Origin of the sequence: Citrobacter sp. T1.2D-1 (assembly GCF_950098555.1) — a bacterium.
Lineage (GTDB): Bacteria > Pseudomonadota > Gammaproteobacteria > Enterobacterales > Enterobacteriaceae > Citrobacter_A > Citrobacter_A telavivensis.
This window is the reverse complement of the sequence record NZ_CATNHH010000034.1, coordinates 83,597-108,520: the sequence shown is the minus strand read 5'-3', so window position 1 is coordinate 108,520 and position 24,924 is coordinate 83,597. Positions and strand designations below refer to the sequence as shown.

At 54.8% G+C, this 24,924-nt stretch carries 21 protein-coding genes and 1 pseudogene; 11 read left to right on the top strand and 11 right to left on the bottom strand.

Annotated features, from left to right (window positions below):
• Positions 1 to 29: 29 nt before the first annotated feature.
• A complete protein-coding gene (locus QQZ17_RS18650) occupies positions 30 to 917 on the top strand; it encodes an aldo/keto reductase family oxidoreductase (RefSeq protein WP_152404516.1) in 888 nt (295 codons plus the stop codon).
• Positions 910 to 1,406, top strand: a pseudogene (locus tag QQZ17_RS18645) (GFA family protein). Before QQZ17_RS18650 ends, QQZ17_RS18645 begins: the two are co-directional and overlap by 8 nt.
• Here the strand turns inward: QQZ17_RS18645 and azoR are convergent.
• Entirely contained in the window at positions 1,354 to 1,959 is a 606-nt protein-coding gene (gene azoR, locus QQZ17_RS18640; protein ID WP_043000613.1) for an FMN-dependent NADH-azoreductase, read from the bottom strand. The pseudogene QQZ17_RS18645 and the gene azoR sit on opposite strands and share 53 nt — an antisense overlap.
• 201 nt (positions 1,960 to 2,160) lie before the next feature.
• Between azoR and hrpA the strand changes: the two genes are divergently transcribed.
• The gene (hrpA, locus tag QQZ17_RS18635) at positions 2,161 to 6,063 is read left to right on the top strand and encodes an ATP-dependent RNA helicase HrpA (RefSeq protein ID WP_152404521.1); all 3,903 of its coding nucleotides are present in this window, start codon (positions 2,161 to 2,163) and stop codon (positions 6,061 to 6,063) included.
• A gap of 290 nt (positions 6,064 to 6,353) precedes the next feature.
• Here hrpA and QQZ17_RS18630 read toward each other — a convergent pair whose 3' ends face one another.
• The 4 genes from QQZ17_RS18630 to QQZ17_RS18615 form a co-directional block, all read right to left on the bottom strand.
• On the bottom strand, positions 6,354 to 7,730 hold the full coding sequence (locus QQZ17_RS18630; RefSeq protein WP_152404522.1) for an efflux transporter outer membrane subunit: 1,377 nt from the start codon (positions 7,728 to 7,730) through the stop codon (positions 6,354 to 6,356).
• On the bottom strand, positions 7,727 to 8,809 hold the full coding sequence (locus QQZ17_RS18625) for an HlyD family secretion protein (protein WP_152404525.1): 1,083 nt from the start codon (positions 8,807 to 8,809) through the stop codon (positions 7,727 to 7,729). Before QQZ17_RS18625 ends, QQZ17_RS18630 begins: the two co-directional genes overlap by 4 nt.
• A gap of 41 nt (positions 8,810 to 8,850) precedes the next feature.
• Complete coding sequence (locus QQZ17_RS18620; RefSeq protein ID WP_371305388.1) at positions 8,851 to 10,503, bottom strand: MFS transporter; 1,653 nt, start codon at positions 10,501 to 10,503, stop codon at positions 8,851 to 8,853.
• Between the two features lie 156 nt (positions 10,504 to 10,659).
• The gene (locus QQZ17_RS18615) at positions 10,660 to 11,979 is read right to left on the bottom strand and encodes an MFS transporter (RefSeq protein ID WP_152404527.1); all 1,320 of its coding nucleotides are present in this window, start codon (positions 11,977 to 11,979) and stop codon (positions 10,660 to 10,662) included.
• 391 nt (positions 11,980 to 12,370) lie between these two features.
• On the opposite strand from QQZ17_RS18615, the gene QQZ17_RS18610 reads away from it, so the two are divergent.
• Together QQZ17_RS18610 and aldA are read left to right on the top strand one after the other, a co-directional pair.
• Positions 12,371 to 13,165, top strand: coding sequence for a YdcF family protein (locus QQZ17_RS18610; RefSeq protein ID WP_152406325.1), 795 nt, complete (start codon positions 12,371 to 12,373; stop codon positions 13,163 to 13,165).
• A gap of 197 nt (positions 13,166 to 13,362) precedes the next feature.
• Positions 13,363 to 14,802: an aldehyde dehydrogenase gene (aldA, locus tag QQZ17_RS18605; protein ID WP_152404529.1), complete on the top strand. Its 1,440-nt coding sequence runs from the start codon at positions 13,363 to 13,365 to the stop codon at positions 14,800 to 14,802.
• Between the two features lie 39 nt (positions 14,803 to 14,841).
• On the opposite strand, the gene gap is transcribed toward aldA, so the two are convergent.
• Positions 14,842 to 15,843 (bottom strand): type I glyceraldehyde-3-phosphate dehydrogenase, encoded by a 1,002-nt coding sequence (gap, locus tag QQZ17_RS18600; protein ID WP_152404531.1) that lies wholly within the window; start codon positions 15,841 to 15,843, stop codon positions 14,842 to 14,844.
• A gap of 188 nt (positions 15,844 to 16,031) precedes the next feature.
• Here gap and cybB point away from each other — a divergent pair, with 188 nt between their 5' ends.
• Positions 16,032 to 16,559, top strand: coding sequence for a cytochrome b561 (gene cybB / locus QQZ17_RS18595; protein ID WP_152404532.1), 528 nt, complete (start codon positions 16,032 to 16,034; stop codon positions 16,557 to 16,559).
• Positions 16,560 to 16,667: 108 nt separating this feature from the next.
• On the opposite strand, the gene cspF is transcribed toward cybB, so the two are convergent.
• Complete coding sequence (gene cspF / locus QQZ17_RS18590) at positions 16,668 to 16,880, bottom strand: cold shock-like protein CspF (protein ID WP_052746894.1); 213 nt, start codon at positions 16,878 to 16,880, stop codon at positions 16,668 to 16,670.
• Positions 16,881 to 17,179: 299 nt separating this feature from the next.
• On the opposite strand from cspF, the gene cspE reads away from it, so the two are divergent.
• Positions 17,180 to 17,395 (top strand): transcription antiterminator/RNA stability regulator CspE, encoded by a 216-nt coding sequence (cspE, locus tag QQZ17_RS18585; RefSeq protein ID WP_152404534.1) that lies wholly within the window; start codon positions 17,180 to 17,182, stop codon positions 17,393 to 17,395.
• 207 nt (positions 17,396 to 17,602) lie between these two features.
• On the opposite strand, the gene QQZ17_RS18580 is transcribed toward cspE, so the two are convergent.
• Complete coding sequence (locus tag QQZ17_RS18580; RefSeq protein ID WP_167337380.1) at positions 17,603 to 17,773, bottom strand: YnfU family zinc-binding protein; 171 nt, start codon at positions 17,771 to 17,773, stop codon at positions 17,603 to 17,605.
• 433 nt (positions 17,774 to 18,206) lie between these two features.
• On the opposite strand from QQZ17_RS18580, the gene QQZ17_RS18575 reads away from it, so the two are divergent.
• The 3 genes from QQZ17_RS18575 to QQZ17_RS18565 all read left to right on the top strand — a co-directional run bounded on the left by QQZ17_RS18575 (position 18,207) and on the right by QQZ17_RS18565 (position 21,488).
• Positions 18,207 to 18,482, top strand: a complete 276-nt coding sequence (locus QQZ17_RS18575; RefSeq protein WP_046480941.1) for a metal/formaldehyde-sensitive transcriptional repressor — start codon at positions 18,207 to 18,209, stop codon at positions 18,480 to 18,482.
• Between the two features lie 32 nt (positions 18,483 to 18,514).
• On the top strand, positions 18,515 to 19,633 hold the full coding sequence (locus tag QQZ17_RS18570) for an S-(hydroxymethyl)glutathione dehydrogenase/class III alcohol dehydrogenase (protein WP_152404536.1): 1,119 nt from the start codon (positions 18,515 to 18,517) through the stop codon (positions 19,631 to 19,633).
• Between the two features lie 166 nt (positions 19,634 to 19,799).
• A complete protein-coding gene (locus tag QQZ17_RS18565) occupies positions 19,800 to 21,488 on the top strand; it encodes a methyl-accepting chemotaxis protein (protein ID WP_152404538.1) in 1,689 nt (562 codons plus the stop codon).
• 52 nt (positions 21,489 to 21,540) lie between these two features.
• Here the strand turns inward: QQZ17_RS18565 and QQZ17_RS18560 are convergent, their stop codons facing one another.
• Positions 21,541 to 22,464: a LysR substrate-binding domain-containing protein gene (locus QQZ17_RS18560; RefSeq protein WP_152404540.1), complete on the bottom strand. Its 924-nt coding sequence runs from the start codon at positions 22,462 to 22,464 to the stop codon at positions 21,541 to 21,543.
• Between the two features lie 125 nt (positions 22,465 to 22,589).
• Between QQZ17_RS18560 and QQZ17_RS18555 the strand changes: the two genes are divergently transcribed.
• On the top strand, positions 22,590 to 23,492 hold the full coding sequence (locus tag QQZ17_RS18555; protein ID WP_152404542.1) for a manganese-dependent inorganic pyrophosphatase: 903 nt from the start codon (positions 22,590 to 22,592) through the stop codon (positions 23,490 to 23,492).
• 41 nt (positions 23,493 to 23,533) lie between these two features.
• Here QQZ17_RS18555 and pcaG read toward each other — a convergent pair whose 3' ends face one another.
• Together pcaG and pcaH are read right to left on the bottom strand one after the other, a co-directional pair.
• Positions 23,534 to 24,154 carry a protocatechuate 3,4-dioxygenase subunit alpha gene (gene pcaG, locus QQZ17_RS18550; RefSeq protein ID WP_152404544.1) on the bottom strand — a complete coding sequence of 207 codons (621 nt, stop codon included), beginning with the start codon at positions 24,152 to 24,154 and terminating at the stop codon, positions 23,534 to 23,536.
• On the bottom strand, positions 24,151 to 24,891 hold the full coding sequence (pcaH, locus tag QQZ17_RS18545) for a protocatechuate 3,4-dioxygenase subunit beta (protein ID WP_152404546.1): 741 nt from the start codon (positions 24,889 to 24,891) through the stop codon (positions 24,151 to 24,153). Before pcaH ends, pcaG begins: the two co-directional genes overlap by 4 nt.
• Positions 24,892 to 24,924 lie beyond the last annotated feature (33 nt).

Sequence of the window (24,924 nt, the reverse complement as noted above, 5' to 3'; positions counted from 1 at the left end):
TTACGCGCTATTCAGCAGAAGGGGCAGTTATGGCAAATCATGGTAAATCTGACACGTTTTCACTCGGTTCCCGGCAGGTTAAACGCTTAGGGTATGGAGCAATGCAACTCGCGGGGCCTGGGGTTTTTGGTCCACCGCGCGATCGTCATGTTGCATTGACGGTGCTTCGGGAAGCGATCGCACTGGGGGTCAACCATATTGATACCAGCGATTTTTACGGTCCGCACGTCACCAACCAAATCATTCGTGAAGCGCTGCATCCTTATCCGGACGATCTGGTGATTGTCACTAAAATCGGCGCTCGTCGTGGAGACGATGCCTCCTGGTTACCGGCGTTCTCACCCGAGGAACTCAGGCAGGCGGTTCACGATAATCTGCGCAACCTCGGTCTGGATGTGCTGGATGTCGTTAACTTACGCATTATGCTGGGCGACGGTCACGGCCCTCATGAAGGATCCATGGAGGAGAGTTTCAGCGTGCTGGCGGAGCTTCAGCAGCAGGGACTGGTCAAACACATCGGTCTGAGCAATGTGACCGCACGCCAGGTGGCGCAAGCGCGTAGCATGGCAGACATCGTTTGTGTGCAGAATGAATACAATATTGCCCATCGCCAGGATGATGCGTTAATCGACATACTGGCAGAAGACGGTATTGCTTACGTTCCCTTTTTCCCGCTGGGCGGGTTCACGCCGCTGCAATCCTCCACGCTCTCAGATGTGGCCGCGAGCCTCAATGCGACGCCGATGCAGGTAGCTCTGGCCTGGTTATTGCACCGTTCGCCAAATATTTTGCTGATACCCGGCACGTCGTCGGTGACGCATTTACATGAAAATATGGCCGCTGGCGATCTGATTCTTTCAACTGACGTGCTGGCGACGCTGGAGGGGATATCGAAAGAAGGACATACCGATGACTGAAAAAAGAGCAGCACAATGCCACTGCGGTGCCGTCAGATTTACCGTTCAGCTCAGTGACGGTTTTAATACGGTCCGGCGCTGTAATTGTTCATTTTGTCGGATGCGGGGAGCGGTGGTGGTCTCTGCGCCCCTGATGGGAATAGAGATTCTTACGGGAAAAGACAAACTCACGGAATATCGCTTCAATACCGGCACCGCCAGGCACTTCTTTTGTTCAGTGTGTGGGATTTATACCTTCCATCAACGCCGATCCAGCCCGAATCAATACGGGGTTAATGTGGCATGTGTTGAAAACGTGTCGCCGTTTGATTTTCCCTGTGTAGAAGTTACAGACGGAGTGAACCATCCGAGTGATGGTGTGAGTCAGGGAGTGGTGGGTTATTTACGCTATCAGAGCAAATAAAAAAACCTCCCGCCGGAGCGGGAGGGGAAGAACTTACGCGGCAACCACGCTATCGATGGCGGCTTTTGCGTCAGACTGCGCTTTAGACGCTACTTCCGGACCGTAGGCGATCCCTTCTGCGAACACGAAGTTCACGTCGGTGATGCCGATAAAGCCGAGGAAGACTTTCAGGTACGGCGCAATCAGGTCGGTCGGCGTATCTTTGTGGATACCGCCACGGCTGGAGAGGATCACCGCGCGTTTGCCGGTTACCAGACCTTCCGGACCTTTCTCGGTATAGCGGAACGTCACGCCGGCACGAGCAATCAGGTCGAAGTAGTTTTTCAGCTGCGTCGGGATGTTGAAGTTGTACATCGGCGCGGCGATAACAATCACGTCGTGCGCTTTCAGTTCAGCAATCAGCTCATCAGACAGCGCCAGCGCGTCCTGTTGACGAGGCGTCAGCGGCGCGTCGCTCGGGCGCAGGGCACCCACCAGTTCGCCATCCAGTACCGGGATTGGATTGGCAGCCAGGTCACGAACGGTGATTTCGTCAGCAGAGTGCTTTTCACGCCACTGTTCAACAAAATAATCAGACAACTGACCAGACTGAGAGTACCCTGCCAGAATACTGGATTTGAGAACTAATACCTTGCTCATGGGTGTTTCCTTATAGGTGTTTGAATGGGCTGTGCCCCGTTGCTTGTTGACACTTTATTCACAATCCTGTCGCAGAGAAAGCGCAATATATCGAATCCTATGTTCGAATTTATTGAACAACACACAAAATGCGCTGATGTGGTACTCTATTCCAATCATTTAGAAGAGATTTAACCAGGCAGAGCACTGCCTTTTAACGCTATGACAGAACAACAAAAATTAACCTTCCACGCATTACAACAGCAGCTGGATTCACTGATGCTGCGCGACCGGCAGCGCTTTTCGCGTCGCCTGCACGGCGTGAAGAAGGTTAAAAATCCTGATGCACAACAGGCCATTTACCAGGAGATGGCGAAAGAGATTGAACAGGCGGCAGGTAAAGTTGTGCTACGCGAAGCAGCACGACCGTTGATTACCTACCCGGAAAACCTGCCCGTTAGCCAGAAGAAACAGGCGATCCTCGAGGCCGTTCGCGACCATCAGGTGGTGATCGTCGCCGGGGAAACCGGTTCAGGTAAAACCACTCAGTTACCGAAAATCTGCATGGAACTGGGGCGCGGGGTCAAAGGGCTGATAGGCCACACCCAGCCGCGGCGTCTGGCGGCGCGTACGGTGGCTAACCGTATCGCCGAAGAGTTACAGACGGAGCCGGGCGGGTGCATCGGTTATAAGGTGCGCTTTAGCGATCACGTCAGCGACAACACCATGGTCAAGCTGATGACCGACGGTATCCTGCTGGCGGAGATTCAGCAGGACCGTCTGCTGATGCAGTACGACACCATCATTATCGATGAAGCGCATGAACGTAGCCTGAACATCGATTTCCTGCTTGGTTATCTGAAAGAACTGTTGCCGCGTCGTCCGGATCTGAAAATTATCATCACCTCCGCCACCATCGATCCGGAACGCTTTTCGCGCCATTTCAACAATGCGCCGATCATAGAGGTCTCCGGGCGCACTTATCCGGTGGAAGTTCGCTATCGACCGATCGTTGAAGAGGCGGATGACACCGAGCGTGACCAGTTGCAGGCCATCTTCGATGCGGTAGACGAACTGGGTCGAGAAAGTCCTGGCGACATCCTGATTTTCATGAGCGGTGAGCGCGAGATCCGCGATACCGCCGATGCGCTGAATAAACTGAATCTGCGCCATACGGAAGTGCTGCCGCTGTATGCGCGACTGTCGAATAGCGAACAAAACCGCGTCTTCCAGTCGCACAGCGGACGTCGTATTGTGCTGGCGACCAACGTAGCGGAAACCTCGCTGACGGTGCCGGGCATCAAATATGTGATCGATCCCGGTACGGCGCGTATCAGTCGCTACAGTTTCCGTACCAAAGTCCAGCGTCTGCCAATTGAACCGGTATCGCAGGCTTCAGCCAACCAGCGTAAAGGCCGCTGCGGGCGCGTTTCCGAAGGCATCTGTATTCGTCTCTATTCCGAAGATGACTTCCTGTCGCGCCCGGAATTTACCGACCCGGAAATTCTGCGCACCAACCTGGCGTCGGTCATTTTGCAGATGACCGCGCTGGGGCTGGGTGATATCGCCGCGTTCCCGTTTGTCGAAGCGCCGGATAAGCGCAACATCCAGGACGGCGTGCGTCTGCTGGAAGAACTGGGGGCGATTACCACCGATGAACAGGCGACGGCCTATAAACTGACGCCGCTGGGGCGTCAACTGAGCCAGTTGCCGGTGGACCCGCGTCTGGCGCGAATGGTGCTGGAAGCGCAAAAACACGGCTGCGTGCGCGAGGCGATGATCATCACCTCGGCGCTGTCGATTCAGGATCCGCGCGAACGTCCGATGGACAAGCAGCAGGCGTCCGATGAGAAACACCGTCGCTTCCACGACAAAGAGTCCGATTTCCTCGCGTTTGTGAATCTGTGGAACTATCTCGGCGAACAGCAAAAAGCACTGTCGTCAAACGCCTTTCGCCGTCTGTGCCGGACCGACTATCTGAACTATCTGCGCGTGCGTGAATGGCAGGATATCTACACCCAACTGCGTCAGGTGGTGAAAGAGTTGGGGATTCCGGTAAACAGCGAACCGGCGGAGTACCGCGAGATCCATATTGCGCTGCTGACCGGGCTGTTATCACATATCGGTATGAAGGATGCCGATAAGCAGGAATATACCGGCGCACGTAACGCGCGCTTTTCGATTTTCCCCGGTTCCGGCTTATTCAAAAAACCGCCGAAGTGGGCGATGGTGGCGGAACTGGTGGAAACCAGTCGCCTGTGGGGACGTATTGCAGCGCGGATCGATCCCGAGTGGGTGGAGCCGGTTGCTCAGCATCTGATTAAGCGTTCCTACAGCGAACCGCACTGGGAGCGGGCGCAGGGTGCGGTGATGGCGACGGAAAAGGTGACCGTTTACGGTCTGCCGATTGTCGCCGCGCGTAAGGTGAACTACAGCCAGATTGACCCGGCGCTGTGCCGCGAACTGTTTATCCGCCATGCGCTGGTGGAAGGCGACTGGCAGACGCGTCATGCCTTTTTCCGTGAAAACCTCAAGCTGCGCGCCGAAGTGGAAGAACTGGAACACAAATCGCGCCGCCGCGACATTCTGGTGGACGACGAAACGCTGTTTGAGTTCTACGACCAGCGCATCAGCCATGACGTGATTTCCGCCCGTCACTTTGATAACTGGTGGAAGAAGGTCAGCCGCGACACGCCGGATCTGCTGAACTTTGAAAAGGGCATGCTGATCAAAGAGGGCGCAGACAACATCAGCAAGCTGGACTATCCGAACTTCTGGCATCAGGGCAATCTGAAGCTGCGGTTGAGCTATCAGTTCGAACCGGGTGCGGATGCGGACGGCGTGACCGTACATATTCCGCTGCCGCTGCTCAATCAGGTCGACGAAAGTGGCTTTGAATGGCAGATACCGGGCCTGCGCCGCGAACTGGTGATTGCGCTGATTAAGTCGCTGCCCAAACCGGTGCGGCGCAACTTTGTGCCAGCACCGAACTATGCCGAGGCGTTTTTAGGCCGCGTAACGCCGCTGGAACTGCCGTTGCTGGACGCGCTGGAGCGTGAACTGCGGCGGATGACGGGCGTAACGGTTGACCGCGAAGACTGGCACTGGGATCAGGTGCCCGATCATCTGAAAATCACTTTCCGGGTGGTGGATGATAAAAACAAGAAGCTGGAAGAAGGGCGCTCGTTGCAGGAGCTGAAAGACCGGCTGAAAGGGAAAGTGCAGGAGACGCTCTCGGCGGTGGCCGATGACGGTATCGAACAGAGCGGGCTGCACATCTGGAGCTTTGGAAAACTGCCGGAAAGTTACGAGCAGAAACGCGGTAATTACAAAGTGAAAGCGTGGCCCGCGCTGGTGGATGAGCGCGACAGCGTGGCGATCAAGCTGTTTGATAATCCGCTGGAGCAACAGCAGGCGATGTGGTCAGGTTTGCGCCGTTTGCTGTTGTTGAACATCCCGTCGCCGATCAAATACCTGCACGAGAAGCTGCCAAACAAAGCCAAACTGGGTCTGTATTTCAACCCGTACGGCAAGGTACTGGAGCTGATCGACGACTGCATTTCCTGCGGCGTGGATAAGCTGATTGACGCCAATGGGGGGCCGGTCTGGACGGAAGAAGGCTTTGCCGCGCTGCATGAGAAGGTTCGCGCTGAACTGAACGAGACGGTTGTGGAGATTGCGCAGCAGGTCGAACAGATTCTGACCGCGGTCTTTACCATCAACAAGCGGCTCAAAGGGCGCGTGGATATGACGATGGCGCTGGGCCTTTCTGATATCAAAGCGCAGATGGGCGGGCTGGTGTATCGCGGGTTTGTCACCGGTAACGGTTACAAACGCCTTGGCGACACGCTGCGTTATCTGCAGGCGATTGAAAAACGTCTCGAGAAACTGGCGATTGATCCCCACCGCGATCGCGCGCAGATGCTAAAAGTCGAAAGCGTACAACAGGCATGGCAGCAGTGGTTTAACAAACTGCCCCCGGCGCGGCGCGAAGACGAGGATGTGAAAGCGATCCGCTGGATGATTGAAGAACTGCGCGTCAGCTACTTTGCCCAGCAACTGGGGACGCCGTATCCGATTTCGGATAAGCGTATCCTGCAGGCGATGGAGCAGATTAGCGGGTAATTCAGTGCCGGATGGCGGCTTCGCCTTATCCGGCCTACACGTTCAATGGCATCGGATGAGAATGACGCGTTCCGGCGAGCGCCGGATGGCGGCTTCGCCTTATCCGGCCTACACGTTCAATAGCATCGGGTGAGAATGACGCGTTCCGGCGGGTGCCGGATGGCAATGCATTGTTCGTAGGCCCGATAAGCGCAGCGCCATCGGGCACCGGTGATGCACTCCACCCGCCGCCCGGTCATTCAGTGCCGGATGGCGGCTTCGCCTTCACGTTCAATGCCATCGGGCATCAGTCAGACACTCCACCCGCCACCCAACGCTTTATACAAATCAATCTGCGCCAGCAGCAGGTTATTTTTCACCTGCACCACGCTGGTCTGTACTGAGAACAGCGTACGCTGCGCGTCCAGCACGTCGAGATACGAGGAATAGCCGTTACGATAGCGGTTTTGCGCGATTCGCAAGGTCTCCTGTGCGACCGCCTGTTGCGCCTGCAACTCCTGCAACTGCTCCTGATAACGGGTGATGGCATCCAGACTGTCGTTCACTTCTCTGAAGGCGTTGCGCACGGTTTTCTCGTAACCGTACAGCGCCTGATTGCGCTGGGACTGCGAAATATCCACCTGCGCGTTCAGCGCCTGACGGTTTAACAGCGGGGCAAGAATGCTGCCGCCAAGACTCCACAACTGAAGGGGATTATCGAGTAGAGCGGGCAGGGTGCGATCCTGTATCGATCCGCCGGCAGTGAGATTGAACGACGGTAGCAGGCTGGCGCGGGACGCCGCCAGTGAGGCATCGGCAGCAATCAACTGACGCTCGGCCTGGACAATATCCGGACGGCGATTAAGCAATGTTGACGGCAGCTGCGAGGGAATCTTCAGCGGCGTCAGCGCCTCGAAATCCGCGCTGCGATCGACGCGTTGCGGGTTAGCGCCAAGCAAAATGCTCAATGCGTTCTCCTGCTGGGCAATCTGATGTTGCAAGAGCGGAATTTGCGCCCGCGTGGAGCGCAGTTCAGAGTCGGACTGCATGAGCTCCAGGCGCGAACTGTAGCCCGTTTCATACTGGCGTTTAGCCAGATTCAGCGCCTCTTCGCGGGATTTCACCGTCGCCTGGGTCACTTCCAGTTGTTCATCAAGCGCCAGCAGCGTGACATACCCGGAGGCGACCGATGATGCGATGGTCAAATCTGCCGCCGCGGCCGCCGCTTTTTGCGCCTCCAGCGAGGCCTGCGCTGCACGCGCCGTACTGCGGTTAACCCCCCAGATATCGACGTCATAACTGGCAGTCAGGCTGCCTTTATACAGCGTACTGTAAATGGGCAGTCCGGTGGCGGCGGACTGTGCGCGGGCGCGGGTGCCAGCAAGGCTGGCATCCAGTGAGGGAAACAGGCTGCCCTGCGCGGCATAGACCTGCGCCTGGTATTCATTGATGCGCTCACGGGCGATCAGCACATCGCTGTTATTATTCAGCGCCTGATCGACATACTGATTCAGATAACGATCATGAAAATTTCGCCACCACACCTGCTCTGCGGGGCTGGTGGGGCCGCTGGTTGCTCGCCAGGCGGCGGGGATTGCCAGTGAGGATGTCGCGGGCTGAACATCGACAGACTGACAGCCAACCAGCAGCAGGGCGACCGCCACGCCCGACAAGGGGCGGAAGGTCATGGTTTCACCTCCCGGGTATCAATATGCACCTGTACCGACATGCCGGGGCGCAGCAGCGCGACATCCTCTGGCTTGCCAAGCACTTCCACCCGTACCGGGATGCGCTGGGCTATTTTCACGAAGTTGCCGGTCGCGTTATCCGGCGTGATGGCGCTAAATTCCACGCCCGTTGCCGGCGAGATGCTCTCAACGCGGCCTTCATACTGTTTATCGTTTAAGGCATCGACGCTAAATTTCACCGGCTGACCGACGCGGAGGTCGGCCAACTGCGTCTCTTTGATATTCGCGATGACCCAGTGCTGAGATGGGACCAGGGTGGTGAGATGCGTACCGGCAGTGACGTATGCCCCAAGCCGTACGGCGATTTGTCCAAGCTGACCGTCGCGCGGGGCGATGATCCGCGTGTTTTGCAGATCAATTTCCGCCAGTTCCAGCGCGGCCCTGGCGTTTTCCACATCCGCCTGCAACGCGTCGCGGTTAACAATCACGGTCTGCAAATCCTGGCGCGACATGTCCAGCGTCGCTTGGGCCTGATCGATATCAGCGCTGCCCTGCGCCGCGCTGGCGAGGGCGGCGTCACGCTCACGAATCGACAGTGAGCCATCAGCCGTCAAATCTTTCACTCGTTTCAGATCGGCCTGGGTCTTCAGACTTTGCGCTTTGGCATTTCTCAGAATGGCCTCGTTGCGCACAATCACGGCTTCCGCGCTCTTACGCTGCTGCTGATTATTGTTGAGCGCGGCGATTTTCATCGCCAGCTGCGCCTGAGCCTGATGCACTCGCTGACGATAGATGCGGTCATCTATCTGCAATAACAGATCGCCTTTTTTAACCTGCACGAAATCCTGCACGTTCACCTGGGTGATGTAGCCGTTCACCTGCGGGCTGATAAACGTCGTTTGCCCGCGCACATAGGCGTTATCGGTAAACTGCGTATGGCGGGTAAACGGCGGAAGCTGCCACGCATACAGGATCACCAGCACGCCGACGATGCCAATCGCTGCAGCGGCAAAAATGGAGACAATGCGCAAATTATTGCGGGTGTGGGCCTGCTCTTTGGCGGCATCCTGCTGACTCATAACTGCTCCTGAGAGAACACTTTCAACATCATTATTTTCCGTTATTTGGTACCTGTGGCTTTCTTCAGCGCCAGATGCGCCGTCACGCGCAGACGCAGCAGACGCCAGAAAATCCACACCAGCGTGGCGGTAGCGATGCTGGCCGTCAGCAGGTAAGTATCATTGTAGGCGAGGATATTGGCCTCAAGGGCGCTAACGTTCTGCAGTTGCAGCACGGCCTGGGTGTCCAGCAGCGCGCTGTCGCCAATCAGGCCCTTGTACATCTGCGTATAGAGCTGTAGCCGCTCATTCACCAGCGGATTAAGCGTGGTGAGCTGGTCGGCCAGCAGACTGGAGTGGTATTTTTCGCGCCAGGTTTGAAAGGTGCCGAGGATCGCCGACCCTAGCAGGCCGCCGATGTTTTGACTCATCCCAAACAGCACGGAAAAGCTGACCAGATTTCGCGGATCGGCGACAACGCCACCGATCCCGGCCAGCATCGCCGGGGCGAGAAAGAACGCGCTGCCGAAGCCAAGCAGAAACTGGCTAATCATCAACTGATCCGCACGCGTCAGGTTATTCGACTGGCTGTCCAGCAGCGAGGCAACGATCATCAGCACCAGCGAGGTGACGATGGGCCAGGCTAGCCGCGTCGGCTTAATCGTCAGACAGCTGGCGACAATGCCGCAAACAATCCCGGCAAAGATCGACCACGCGAGCCAGGTCATCTGCTCGTTCTGTAGTCCGGCATACTGCAGCCAGCCAATCACACCGGTATTTTGCTCCGCAAGGACAATGCGGATCAGCAGCATAATCAGCCCGAGACGTAAGATACTGCCGCTCGACAACCAGCGGGTATTGAGCAGGGGGTTGCTGCGGTTATGTTCAAACGTGATGGCGGCAATGATGAGCACCGTGGCCAGCGCCAGCGACCAGCCTATCCACGGCGCTTCAAACCACCAGTCCAGGCGCCCCAGCGACAGCACGGCGCAAAGTAATGCCATCCCCGGTGCCAGTAAAATAAACGTGATGAAGTCTTTCTTTTCAAACACCTTTTTGCGATCGCCCGGTGGTAGCTTCAGGGCGATGACGCAGCCCAGCGAGATCAGCGCCAGACCCAACTCAAAAAAGTACAGGCCGCGCCATTCATCAAGCTGTAGCAGTTCAGTCGAAAACAGACGGGCTATTGGGATCGCCAGCGATGAGCCGGTAATCCCTATCGTCAGCGCCTTGAGACGATGTTTCGCCGGCCACGCCTGAATCTGATAATAAATCCCCAGCGAACTGAGCGCGGCGGCGACCATGCCGTGCGCGGCACGCACCATGAGTGCAGAGCTCAGATCGTTAACAAACAGGTGGAAGAAGGTGACCAGCACGTACAGCACCAGAAACCCTTCGGTGAACGCCCGCAATCCGTATTGCTGGCGAAATTTCACCAGTAGCAGGTTGATAGAGACATTGGTCATCACGTAAACCGCGGGTAGCCATGCGATCTCCGTTGACCAGGCCGCAAAGGTGCCCTGCAAATTTTGCAGGTTGGCGGAAACCATCGCGTTGCCTAATGCCCCCGTCAGACACACCAGCAGGCCAACTACACCATAAGCAATACGCTTAGGCGTGCTGTGAACAGGCGTCGAAGGAGAGCCCAGCAGAGCCGGTTTTTCGTGAGGCTGCCAGTCGCGAGGCGCGTAGGGATCGCGTTGAGGCAGACGCATAAGGTTTTTTACCTTCATTGAATCTATTTATTAGCAGACTAATGGTAATGTATGTTACGTAAATTATAAATCAAGTGAATAGGAAAACGCCTGGTAAATCAAATGTTCCGTGCAGGTATTACATCAAAGCGGCCAGAGGGTCTGGCCGCGAAGGGATTACAACACGTCGGGTTGGGCGTTGATCGCCGGGTTACGCTTCACCCGACTGGCAAAGAAAATGGCAACCAGGGATATCGCCACGGTGGTGAGCAGATACCACGCCACGGGCACCCAGTCGCCGTCATATTTCGCCAACAGACCGGTGGCGATAAGGGGCGCGGTACCGCCTGCCAGCGCGGCGCCAATCTGGTAGCCAAGGGTGATGCCGGTGTAGCGAACGTTGGCGCTGAAGATTTCGGAACACAGTGTTCCCAGTACCGCCGTCACCGGAGCCCAAAGCACACCGAACATCACGATTGTCGCCAGCATAATGCCCCAGGTAGTGCCGGTATTGAGCAGCAGGAACCACGGCACGATAAACAAGCCAAGCAGGGAGACGCTGATGGCATACATCCGTTTACGCCCGATCTTGTCCGACAGCAGGCCCATCAACGGGATCATCACGGTGGCGATCAGCGCGCCAACGGTGACGGCTTCCAGCACCTGAGATTTCTGATAGCTGAGGGTGCTCGTGGCATAGCTGACCACAAAGGTCGAGAAAATATAGAACGGTGCGGTTTCCACCACCTTCAACCCGGCGGCAATCAACACTTCACGCCAGTGATGGGTCAGCGTATCGCGCAGCGGCGCTTTGGCGACCTGACCAGACGCTTTCACTTTTTTAAAGTCCGGCGTTTCGTCGATATCCCGACGGATCCACAACCCTAACAGCACCAGCACGGAGCTCAGCAAGAACGGAATGCGCCAGCCCCAGGAGAGAAAATCCTCTTCGCTAAACAGGGTCATCAGCGACACGATAAACGTCGCCATCAGCATCCCAATCGTCACGCCCGCCTGCGGAATACTGCCGAAGAAGCCTTTGCGTTTTTCCGGCGCGTACTCATAGGCCAGCAGCAGCGCGCCGCCCCATTCGCCGCCAATGCCCATCCCCTGGATGATGCGCATCAGAATAAGCAGGATAGGGGCCCAGATACCGATCATGTCATAAGTGGGCAGCAGGCCAATCATCACCGTCGCGCCGCCCATCAGGGAAAGCGTCAGTACCAGCGTCTTTTTACGCCCGATGCGATCGCCGATGTGGGCGAAAATCACCCCGCCAATCGGGCGAATGAAAAAGGTCAGAGAGAAGGAGAGATACGAGAGGATAAGACCGATCACCGGGTCGACCATCGGGAAGAAAATCTTGTTGAACACCAGTGCTGCCGCGGTGCCATACAGGAAGTAGTCGAACCACTCAATCGCACTGCCGGTCAGACTGGCGACAAGTACCTTCTTATTTTTCTTCAGAATAGCCGTACTGCTTTCATGGGTTGTCATTAACTTAAAACCTCCGCCAGAGAACAAAGAAGGTGTCACCTGGCGGTGCGGCAGGTGCAACCTGTTACGTTAAATGGTTGTAAAATTGTTAATTAAACTAGGTGTGTTATTAACATTTCACAAGTGGCGTCACGCGGGAATGGGCTGAAAAGAGAGTAATTTGTCAGTGTTATTTTCTGCAAAAACAAAATATTTAACGTTAATCATTCATTAGGTGTCAGTTAAACAGGATAGTAAGCAGGTGCAACCGCCCGGTTTTTAGACGTTTTGTGTTATTTCACGCAGATGATAAAAAAAGCGTCGAAATATCAATCATCAACCTTTCAGAGAGATCTGCTGTTTATTCAGCGTGGGTGGGGTACTCTGCTGCAATGTGAGGAGGAGCCTAATGATGCAACCGTTCCCGAAACTTTCCGCCACCACCCTTGAGGCTGCCAATACGGTGGGGCAGTGGCTGGCGCAGGATGACTTCTGCGGGGAGGCCGCTTACCCGGCAGACTGTGTGGTACTGGCGGGCAATGCCGTCATCCCGACGATTGACGCCGCCTGTCGAATTGCTCAGGAGCAAGATATTCCGCTGCTGATTACCGGTGGGATTGGTCATTCCACAACCTTCCTGTATGCTGCCGTCGCCCAACATCCGCGCTACAACACGATTCAGACCACTGGTCGCGCCGAAGCCGCCATTCTGGCGGATATTGCCCGCCAGGTCTGGCATATCCCCGCCGATAAAATTTGGCTGGAAGACAGGTCAACCAACTGTGGGGAAAACGCCCTTTTTAGCGCGCAGATGATTGCTCAGGCCGCAGAACCGATTAACACCGCCATCGTGGTACAGGATCCCACTATGCAGCGGCGCACGGTGGCGACCTTTCGTCGGGTGACCCGTGACGATCCGGACGCGCCGCGCTGGTTGAGCCATCCGGGATTTACGCCCGTATTGCGTCAGCAGGAAGACGGTGTTGCGTTCGCCAACGACCCGGACGGTCTGTGGACGGTCGATCGCTATTTAGCGCTGGTGGTGGGGGAAATCCCGCGCTTGCGCAATGATGAAACCGGCTATGGCCCTCGTGGGCGCGACTTCATCGTGCATGTGGATTTCCCGCCAGAGGTCGAAGCCGCGTGGCAGACACTGCAACAGGATGCGGCGCTGAATGACGCGATGAACAACCGTTCGCTGCGCTAACGGCTGCCCGTTTGGGTGTATTTTCTCTCAAACGGGCAAAATACGAAGGCCTGCCTTTTCGTTCTCCCGAGCCCGATCCCCCTCTTTTATGAAGCAGTTCACAGAATCACGACGCCGGTCGGGATCGCTGAGGCATGATTGATATTTATTAACAATAGTTTTACTTGTTAAAAACAATTCAATCACAGGAGCAGCGCATGTCAGTACCCGTACAACATCCTATGTATATCGATGGACAGTTTGTGACCTGGCACGAAAATGCCTGGATTGATGTCGTCAACCCGGCGACCGAAGAGGTGATTTCGCGTATTCCTGATGGTCGCGCCGAAGATGCGCGTAAAGCCATTGACGCCGCCGACCGCGCGCAGGCGGAGTGGGAAGCGCTACCGGCGATCGCTCGTGCGGGCTGGCTGCGCAAAATTGCCGCCGGGATCCGCGAGCGTGCCAGTGAAATCAGCGCCTTAATCGTCGCTGAGGGGGGCAAAATTCAGCAACTGGCGGAAGTGGAAGTCTCCTTTACCGCCGATTACCTCGACTATATGGCAGAGTGGGCGCGCCGTTACGAAGGCGAAATTCTGCAAAGCGACCGTCCCGGCGAGAATATTTTGCTGTTCAAGCGTGCGCTGGGGGTCACTACCGGGATCCTGCCGTGGAACTTCCCGTTCTTCCTCATTGCCCGCAAGCTGGCTCCGGCACTGTTGACCGGGAATACCATCGTGATTAAACCCAGCGAATTTACGCCCAATAACGCCATTGCGTTTGCCAAAATCGTCGACGACATTGGCCTGCCGCGCGGTGTGTTTAACCTGGTGCTGGGGCGTGGCGAAACCGTCGGTCAGGAACTGGCAGGCAACCCGAAGGTGGCGATGGTCAGCATGACCGGTAGCGTTGCCGCGGGTGAGAAGATTATGGCGACGGCGGCGAAGAATATCACCAAAGTGTGCCTGGAACTGGGCGGCAAGGCACCGGCCATTGTGATGGAGGATGCCGATCTTGAGTTGGCGGTGAAAGCGATTGTTGATTCACGGGTGATCAACACCGGGCAGGTGTGCAACTGCGCTGAGCGCGTATATGTGCAAAAAGGGATTTATGACCAGTTTGTGAACCGTCTGGGTGAAGCCCTGAAGGCGGTGCAGTTTGGCAATCCAGGCGAGCGTAACGACATCGCCATGGGACCGCTTATCAATGCTGCCGCTCTGCAACGTGTTGAGCAGAAAGTGGCGCGCGCGGTACAGGAGGGCGCGCGGGTGGCGCTCGGCGGTAAAGCCGTTGAGAGTAAAGGTTATTATTATCCCCCCACGCTGTTGCTGGATGTCCGTCAGGAGATGGCCATTATGCACGAAGAGACTTTCGGTCCGGTGCTGCCCGTTGTGGTCTTCAACACGCTGGAGGAGGCCATCGCGATGGCGAATGACAGCGACTACGGTCTGACGTCGTCAATTTATACGCAGAATCTCAACGTGGCGATGAAAGCCATTAAAGGACTGAAGTTTGGCGAGACCTATATTAATCGCGAGAACTTTGAAGCGATGCAGGGCTTCCACGCGGGCTGGCGTAAGTCGGGGATTGGTGGTGCTGACGGCAAACACGGGCTGAACGAATACCTGCAAACCCAGGTGGTCTATTTGCAGTCCTGATCGGCGAAGAAGAGCGGAGGTTTCCCTCCGCCTTTACGTTTAGCGCTTAATGAACTTATCAAGGGTACGGATAAGCTGCGTCACAAAGCCGTATTCGTTGTCGTACCAGGCCACCGTTTTCACCAGTTGCAGATCCCCCACCTCGGTGATTTCAGTCTGGGTGGCATCAAACACGGAACCAAAATGGGAGCCGATGACGTCAGAGGAGACAATTTCTTCATCGGTGTAACCAAAAGATTCATTGTTTTTCGTCGCTTTTTTCAGTGCGTTGTTAACCTCTTCCGCCGTCACTTTTTTAGCCAGAATCGACACCAGCTCGGTGACGGAACCGGTTTTCACCGGAACGCGCTGTGCATGGCCCTTCAGCTTGCCGCTGAGATCCGGGATAACGAGACCGATCGCTTTCGCCGCCCCCGTGGTATGCGGGATGATGTTTTCGGCTGCCGCACGCGAGGCGCGCAGATCCTTCCCTCGCGGGCCATCGACCAGCGACTGCGTGCCGGTGTAAGCGTGAATCGTGGTCATGGTGCCCACCTTAATACCAAAGTTGTCGTGCAGGGCTTTGGCCATCGGCGCCAGGCAGTTGGTGGTACAGGAGGCCACCGAAACAATTACATCACTGGCATTCAGCGTGTCATCGTTAACGTTGAAGACGATGGTCTTCATGTCGCCTGCAGGCGCGGAGATCAGCACTTTTTTCGCACCAGCATCGATGTGTGCCTGAGATTTCTCGGTAGAGGTATAAAAGCCGGTGCATTCAATGATGACTTCCGCACCTTTGGCTTTCCACGGGATATTTTTAGCGTCTTTCTCTGCATAAACCGCGATCGTTTTCCCGTCAACAATCAGCGCGTCTTCCGTAAAATCAACGCTCCAGGGGAACGGGCCGTAGTTTGAGTCATGCTTAAGCAGATAGGCGAGGATTTTAGGGGAGGTGAGGTCGTTGATTGCGACCACATCAACATCGCTTTTGACTTCCAGTAACCGACGCAACACCAGACGACCAATACGACCAAAACCGTTAATGCCAATTTTACTCATGATTAACTCCTGTGAGGTTGTCGCGGACATTCTTTTTTCCCTACCAGGCATAGTCCAGTATGGCGGGGTGAGCAATCGCACTTCTTGCCGTTGAGCCTAACTGACTGATAAGCAGTGAAGAAAAATTAATGAATTTTTAACAAAAGCTCGCTATGTTGTCGCTTTATTGTTTTTACTCAGGAAGTGTTATGGGCAATAAGTACTCAAGCCTGCAGATTGGCATCCACTGGCTGGTCTTTTTACTGGTGATTGTGGCCTACTGTGCGATGGAATTCCGCGGCTTTTTCCCGCGCAGCGACCGTCCCGTCATTAACATGATTCACGTTTCTTGCGGGATAGCCATTCTGGTTCTGATGGTTGCGCGTTTGCTGATCAGACTGAAATATCCGGCTCCAGCCATCGTGCCGAAACCTAAACCGATGATCACCGGACTGGCACATCTGGGGCACCTGGTGATTTATCTGTTGTTTATTGCACTGCCATTGATCGGCCTGGTGATGATGTACAACCGCGGGAATCCATGGTTGGCCTTTGGTCTGGTGATGCCGTACGCGGCAGAAGGCAATTTCGAACTGGTGGATACGCTGAAGTCCTGGCATATCACGCTGGCGAATCTCGGCTATTTTGTCATTGCGCTACATGCCGCCGCCGCGCTGATGCACCATTATTTCTGGAAGGATAATACGCTGCTGCGGATGATGCCGCGTAAGCGATAAGGTGATTTTCGCCCGGTGCGGGGAGACCCTCCACACCGGGTGCTACTGATGACCCTGGTACTAAGCCGCCAGTTGCGAGGGCATCAGAAATAAAAGTGTCATTATAGGTCATGAAAAATAAACATTCGCTGCTGATGGCCCACGCAGACCATTTATCCGACAAAACTCAACGCGTAGCCCAGGGGTAAGTTTTTCTGAATCGCGGAGGTTTAGTGCTGAAATGTGAAGCTGAACATCTATACGGCCATCGGAGGGGGTGATAAGACCTTTGCCACTTTTGTAGTCAAAGGTTTTGACAATTCCTGTCATTTTACGGGACAAACAAATTCCTTAATACTGATAACCCGGTGCACTATACAGACGATTTGAAAGAAAGCCAGCGTTTTCTTGTGGGTATAAAGGAGTCCGGATGGCTAAAATAAACATTGATTAATTGGTATGACCGTGCGTTAATGGCGACGTCGGTTTGAAGAACAGACGATATACAAAGTAGTTTACTAAAGCAGTTCTCATTTCAGGTGTTATTCACTTATTCCTTCTTTGAGTCTCTCCAATAAGTACTAAGTAATTTCTGTAATAAAAACCATCTAAGCCGAAAGGCTCAATTTAAGGAATATAAAATGTCAAATAAAATGACTGGTTTAGTAAAATGGTTTAATGCTGATAAAGGTTTCGGTTTCATTACTCCTGCTGACGGTAGCAAAGATGTTTTTGTGCATTTCTCAGCTATTCAGAATGATAATTACCGTACCCTGTTTGAAGGACAGAAAGTCACATTCTCAATAGAGGATGGCGCTAAAGGTCCTGCGGCAGCGAATGTCGTTACTACAGAGTAAAATCCAACGCTTTGTCTGTATGCGATAACGAAGAAGGCTATTGCCTGAGTAGACATATCGACAGAGTGGGTAGGGGCTGGCTTTCCCCAAAAGCATCACAATTTAAATTAAGCACATCAAACCCGCAATTGCGGGTTTTTTATTATATCAATTGACTAATGATATATATTTTTTGCTATTACATGCGCTCGGGGAGGATCAAAACACTCAGGCAACGGCTTTGAGATTTGTCTGGAAAACTTTATTGCAATGAGGGCAAATCAAAAGAGCACCTTTTTGTACTCTTGAAAAACTGTGTTGAGATTCTTTGGCGCAGTTTGGGCAGGAACAGTTGACAAGATAATTGCGACGTGATTTTGAGTCTTTACGTTCTGACATAGGCTTTTCCTGTATGAATGGACATCAATAATACACCAAATAACAAAAAAAATCTCATGTTTATTTTGATAAGCATAAATTCCGCGTACCCGAAATGTTTATTTAGAACACTTTTATGTCAGGCTCCGGGAATTACCTCCTTTCACATTTAAAAAACGGAAACCGGATACGCCCAGCGCATCCGGGTTATCGGAGGTGATAGGGCTAAATGCATGCACGACAAAGAGAGTATTGCCAGGATTATCCTGGACCGCCGTCCTTGTACTTGCAGCCGGGGAGGTGGGGCGTGTTTCGGGAGCACCAAAAAGACGGTGTATGTTTACATGTGTACTTCAATACAATCCTGTAACATACTGATTTTGATAAAATATTATATTTCACAAATTGTTAATATTTATGATAGTATACCCCCCTATAGTATACAGGAGGGAGTATGCCACATTCACCCGCAGATAAAAAACGTATTCTGACTCGCGTACGGCGCATTCGGGGGCAGGTGGATGCTCTGGAGCGTGCGCTGGAGTCCGGCGAACCTTGCCTGGCTATCCTGCAACAAATTGCCGCGGTTCGCGGCGCGTCCAATGGCTTAATGGGCGAAATGGTTGAGATCCACCTGAAGGATGAACTGGTGAGTGGTGAAACCACGTCTGACCAGCGCGCCGTGCGCATGGCTGAAATCGGCCACCTTCTTCGCGCTTATCTAAAATAAACCTATCACCTCGCAATAAAGGGAAGAGACAGATGAAATCACGTGCAGCAGTCGCGTTTGGCCCCGGCCAGCCGCTTAAAATTGTTGAGATTGACGTCGCACCGCCGAAAAAAGGCGAAGTGCTGGTCAGGATCACCCACACCGGGGTGTGTCACACTGACGCGTTTACGCTTTCTGGCGACGATCCGGAAGGGGTATTCCCGGCGGTTCTGGGACATGAAGGCGGTGGTGTGGTGGTCGAGGTCGGCGAAGGCGTTACCAGCCTGAAACCGGGCGACCATGTCATCCCGCTGTATACCGCCGAATGCGGCGAGTGCAAATTCTGTAAATCCGGGAAAACCAACCTCTGTCAGGCCGTGCGTGCCACCCAGGGGAAAGGCCTGATGCCGGATGGCACCACCCGTTTTTCTTATAACGGCGAACCTATCTATCACTATATGGGGACCAGTACCTTCAGCGAATACACCGTGTGTGCGGAGATCTCACTGGCAAAAGTCAACCCGCAAGCACCGCTGGACAAGGTCTGTCTGCTGGGCTGCGGTGTGACAACAGGTATTGGTGCCGTGCATAACACCGCGAAAGTCAAAGAGGGCGACACCGTTGCCGTGTTTGGCCTTGGCGGAATTGGTTTGGCGGTGATTCAGGGCGCCGTGCAGGCGAAAGCCGGACGTATTATTGCCGTCGATACCAACCCGGAAAAATTCAAACTGGCGGCTGAAATGGGGGCAACCGACTTCATCAACCCGAAAGACGATGACAAACCGATCCAGGAGGTGATTGTTGAACTCACCGATGGCGGCGTCGACTTTAGCTTCGAATGTATTGGTAATGTGAACGTGATGCGTGCGGCGCTGGAATGTTGTCACAAAGGGTGGGGCGAGAGCATCATCATTGGTGTTGCCGGCGCGGGTCAGGAAATTAAAACCCGTCCGTTCCAGTTGGTGACTGGCCGTGTCTGGCGTGGTTCCGCATTTGGTGGCGTAAAAGGGCGTACCCAGTTACCCGGGATGGTGGAAGACGCGATGACCGGGAAAATCCAGTTGGATCCGTTCATTACCCACCGCCTGCCGCTGGATCAAATCAACGACGCGTTTGACCTGATGCACGAAGGTAAATCCATCCGTACCGTTATCCATTTCGGCGATAACTGATTCATCCGCCAGCGGAAATCTCCGCTGGCGCTCTCCTGTTTTTAACATAAATGTTGTCAAACTGTGACGAAATCGGCGCTTTTCCCGGTAAGTAAACCTCGCGGAATGCCGATGACTATCTAACGGGCGCGTATTACGCATTAATCCTACAAGAGAGTCGACGGTCATGGACAACACAACATCGATGCAAGCACCACATAAGCTGGGCTTTTTGCATCACATCAGGCTGGTTCCGCTGTTTTCCTCCATTCTCGGTGGCATCCTTTTACTGTTCGCGCTGAGCTCAGGTCTGGCGGGCTACTTTCTCATGCAGGCTGACCGCGATCAGCGGGACGTGACGGATGAGATCCAGGTTCGCATGGGATTATCGAACAGCTCGAACCACCTGCGTACCGCGCGAATCAACATGATTCATGCAGGCGCTGCCAGTCGGATTGCTGAAATGGATGACATGAAGGCCAACATTGCCGCAGCGGAAAAGCGTATCAAGCAATCTGAGGAAGGATTTAACGTTTACATGGCGCGCAAGGTGAAAACCCCTGCGGATGAGGCGTTGGATGGCGAGCTGGAGAGTAGCTTCAAAGCCTATGTTGCAGGGATGCAACCGATGCTCAAGTACGCCAAAAACGGCATGTTTGAAGCGATCATCAACCACGAGAGCGAACACGCAAGACAACTGGATGACAGTTACAACAAAGTCTTACTGAAGGCGATCGAACTGCGCATGGCACGTGCTAACCAGTTAAGTGAGCAGGCGCATCAGCGCACACAACTGGGGATGATGTTCATGATAGGTGCCTTTGGTCTGGCGCTGCTGCTGACGCTGATGACGTTTATTGTTCTGCGTCGTACCGTCATTCAACCTTTGCAGCATGCCGCGCAGCGTATTGAGCAAATTGCCGCTGGCGATCTGACCATGCAGGATGAACCGACCGGGCGCAGCGAGATTGGGCGTCTGAGTCGCCACCTGCAACAAATGCAGCGTTCGCTGGTGCAAACGGTCGGATCCGTGCGTCAGGGCGCAGAAGAGATTTACCGAGGCACCAGCGAAATCTCGGCGGGCAATACCGACTTGTCTTCACGCACCGAGGAGCAGGCTGCGGCGATCGAGCAAACGGCAGCCAGTATGGAAGAGTTGACCGCAACGGTGAAGCAAAACGCCGATAACGCGCACCACGCCAGCAAACTGGCGGAAGATGCGTCCGGTAAAGCCAGTCGTGGCGGACAGATGGTCTCCGGCGTGGTCCAGACGATGGGTAATATTTCGACCAGTTCGAAGAAAATCTCTGAGATCACCGCGGTCATTAACAGCATTGCCTTCCAGACCAATATTCTGGCGCTGAACGCCGCAGTAGAGGCCGCGCGTGCCGGTGAGCAAGGGCGTGGATTCGCCGTGGTCGCCAGTGAGGTCCGTACGCTGGCCAGCCGCAGCGCCCAGGCGGCGAAAGAGATTGAAGGGCTGATCAGCGAGTCAGTCCGGCTGATCGATCAGGGTTCCGGTGAAGTGGTCGCGGCGGGTAATACCATGACCGACATTGTGGAGGCGGTTAAACGCGTCACCGATATCATGCTGGAAATCGCGGCGGCGTCGGACGAACAGAGCCGTGGGATAGTCCAGGTTAGCCAGGCTATCTCAGAGATGGATAAAGTGACACAGCAGAACGCCTCGCTAGTGGAAGAGGCCTCTGCGGCGGCGGCATCGCTGGAAGAGCAGGCCGCGCATCTGACGGAGGCGGTGGGTACGTTTCGCTTGCAGGGGGGACGCTCGGGTAAACGCGTGTCGACAACAAAGACGCCCGTTCAGCCTTTAGCGCAGCCGGTTACCGATCGTGGGGATAACTGGGAAACCTTCTAATCGCCATTGCCGGGTGTGGCGCAATAGTGCCTCATCCGGCCTGTCTGACCGGTTATAACGGCATCGATTTACGAATGGCGGAAATTAAGGTCTGTGCGCCAGAGGAGAGCGGTGAATCCACGCGGGTCAGAATACCGATCGGCTCGCCAGCACCCTGTGTTGGCACCGGTAGCGAAACCAGCGTCGCCTGGCGCAAATCCTCTTTTACCGCGCCTGACGGCACAAACCAGACGTAGTCATAATCGACGGTTAACTGGCGCGACAGCGACGCGGAGAGCGTTTCAATGCAGCCGGTTGGCATCTTACAGCCCTGACTTTGCAGCAACGCCTCGGCATTCTGACGGGGGATTGTCCCTTTTGGCGAGACAACCACGGGCCAGTCCATCACGCGACTCAGTGTCACATTTTCCTGCAGTAACGGGTGGTTGGGGCGAACGACCAGCTTTAATGACTCGAGAAACAGCAGCTCATAATTGAGGCCGCTCATCAATTCCGGATCGGACATCCGGCCAATGCCGATGTCGATCTCGCCGGATTTCAGACCCGCCAACAGCATGGTGTTGTTCATCGTCGCGACTTGCAGCGTGGTCTCTTTTTGTTGCCGATGAAACTGCCCGATGACCGACGGAAGAATACCCAGCGCGGCGGTCGGCAGAGCGCCTATTCTTACCACATCATTGTTAAGACCTTCTTTACGATTCAGCGCCTGTCCGGCGGTATTGAGCGCATCAAGCACTTTCACCGCGTGCGTTAAGAACTGCTCGCCGGGCAGCGTTAGCTGCGCGCCAAGCCGTCCGCGCTCGAAGAGGCGGGTTCCGGTCAGTTGCTCCAGTTCGTTAAGCGTCTTGGAAAGCGCAGGCTGGCTAAGGTTAAGGGTTTCTGCTGCGCGCCCCAGGGTTCCTTGTTGAGCAACAGCGACAAATGTATGAAGATGGCGCAATCGGATGCGCTGACTGAACAGACTATTTTTTTCCATAAGCGATGTTAAGAACAGAGCGGTGCCGGTGACAAGTAAAGTTGTTTGTTTTTGATAACTTGATTGCAAAATATTATTAACATTTAACTTATTTAAGTAACAGCACTTTCTCTTCGGAGGCGAAAATGATCCATGTCGTAGGCCACCTTAATCCGGACAGTGATGCCATTTGTACCGCTTTTATGGCAGCGCGCTGGCTGAATATGCGCGGACTTCAGGCCACAGCCTGGCGTCTGGGCGAACCCAATCGCGAAACCCAGTTTCTGTTCGAGCGGGCCGGGCAGGATATACCGCCGTTGCTGGAAATGCCGTTGACGGATCTCGACGTCTGGCTGGTGGATTTCACCGAGCCGACACAGGGGCCGGAAACCCTCCAGGAGAGCAATATCGTCGGCATTATCGACCATCATCGCCTGGGCGGGCTGGTTACCCGCCTGCCGCCAGAGGTATGGATAAAGCCGGTGGGCAGCAGTGCCACGCTGTTGTGGCAACTGATGAGCCCAGAGAACAGGGCGCAGATAACGCCTGCGCAGGCGTTATTGTTGTTGGGCGCGATACTGAGTGACACTGTCACGCTACGTTCGCCCACGACGACTGCGGATGACCGTCTGGTCGTCGAAGAACTGACAGCGCTTGCCGGGATTGATCTGACCGCGTTCAGCGCCGATCTGCTGAGCGCGAAAACCAGCGTTGAAGGATTGCGCGCCAGCGAGCTGCTGCAAAAGGATATCAAGCGTTTCACTATTAACGGTCAGCAGGTGAGCGTCGCACAGATTGAACTGTACGCGCTGAGCCAGGTCGCCGACATGATGGACGCTCTGCGTGAGGAGATGACCGATTACGCGGCCCGCAGCGGGGCGGATTTGGTTGTGCTGATGCTGACCGACATCAACGTGGGCAATTCACAACTCTGGTTCGCCGGCCCGCGCCAGCCTGAACTGGCGCAACCGGTAACAGTGGAAGGGATGTTGAGTCGTAAGAAACAGATGCTGCCGTGGCTGGAAAGTCATGTTGCGCAGATAAACTAGACAAAACGGGCTGACAGATTCAGCCCGTTCCCTTGACGGCATCAGACGTCAAAAAAGACGGTTTCATTTTCGCCCTGCAGGTGAATATCGAAGGTATAGACGGTCTCACTACCGCGCTGCTCGCGGCGGGCAATCAGGGTCTGACGGCGAACTTCCCATTCGATCAGATTGAGCACCGGATCGTGCTGATTGGCTTCTTGTTCATCCGCAAAATAGAGGCGAGTATTCAGGCCAATGTTGATGCCGCGCGCAACAATCCACAGATTGACGTGCGGCGCCATCGTACGGCCATCGCGTCCCACCACGCAGCCAGGTTTGATGGTGTCGAAACGCCAGACGCCGCTGTCGAAGTCGGAACAGGTTCGTCCCCAGCCGCGAAAATCCGCGTCGATCGGTTTTTCTTCCTGACGGTCCGCCGGATGGTTATAGCGTCCGTGGGCGTTGGCCTGCCAGATTTCCAGCAGCACATCGCGCACCGGCGTGCCTGAACCATCAATCACCCGGCCTTCAATCACGATGCGCTCGCCTTCGGTATGACTGTTGGTCAGTGTGGAACTGAAATTCTTCTCAAAGATGTGAAACCCTGCGGCGTCAGGCGCAAGCCCAATGTGCACATACGGTCCCGCCGTTTGCGAGGCGGTTTCCTGCAAATAGTCTTTCATCGCGAGCCCCCCTGAGTTCGGTTTTCAAATAAGGTGGCGCGCTGCCCGCGGAGCACGAGGTCAAAGCGATACGCCAGGCAATCGAGCGGTACGGCGGCGTGGGTATCCAGTTCGGCAATCAGCGTGCGGATGGCGTCATCGTTATTGATGGTTTTCACAATCGGACACTGCTTGATCAGCGGATCGCCTTCAAAATACATTTGCGTAATCAAACGTTGGGCGAAAGCTTCACCGGAGAGTGAAAAGTGGATGTGCGAAGGACGCCAGTCACTGACCTGATTGCGCCACGGGTAGGGGCCGGGCTTGATGGTACGGAAAAAGTAATAGCCGTTCTCATCGGTTAACACCCGCCCGCAGCCGCCGAAGTTAGGGTCGATCGGTGCGAGGTACTGATCCTTCTTGTGGCGATAACGACCGCCGGCATTGGCCTGCCAGACTTCGACCAGCGTATTTTTCAACGGCCGACCAAAGCCATCACGCACATAGCCATGGACGATAATGCGCTCGCCAATCGGCAGGCCGTCTTTGGCGTAATTCATGATCAGGTCATTATCCAGCGGGCCAAGATCGTTGCTGCTAAAGACCGGTCCGGTGATTTCAGACAACGAGTTTTGTAAGGAGATCAGCGCGTTGCGCGGCGAGCGCAGAACGCTGGTTTTATAGCCGGGGGCAAAGGCCGGCGGATGGCTGTTATAGTCGCGATGGATCACCTCGCGAGAGGTCACTTTTTCACGCATAGCGGACTCCGGTACAGGGAAGAGAGTTATTGT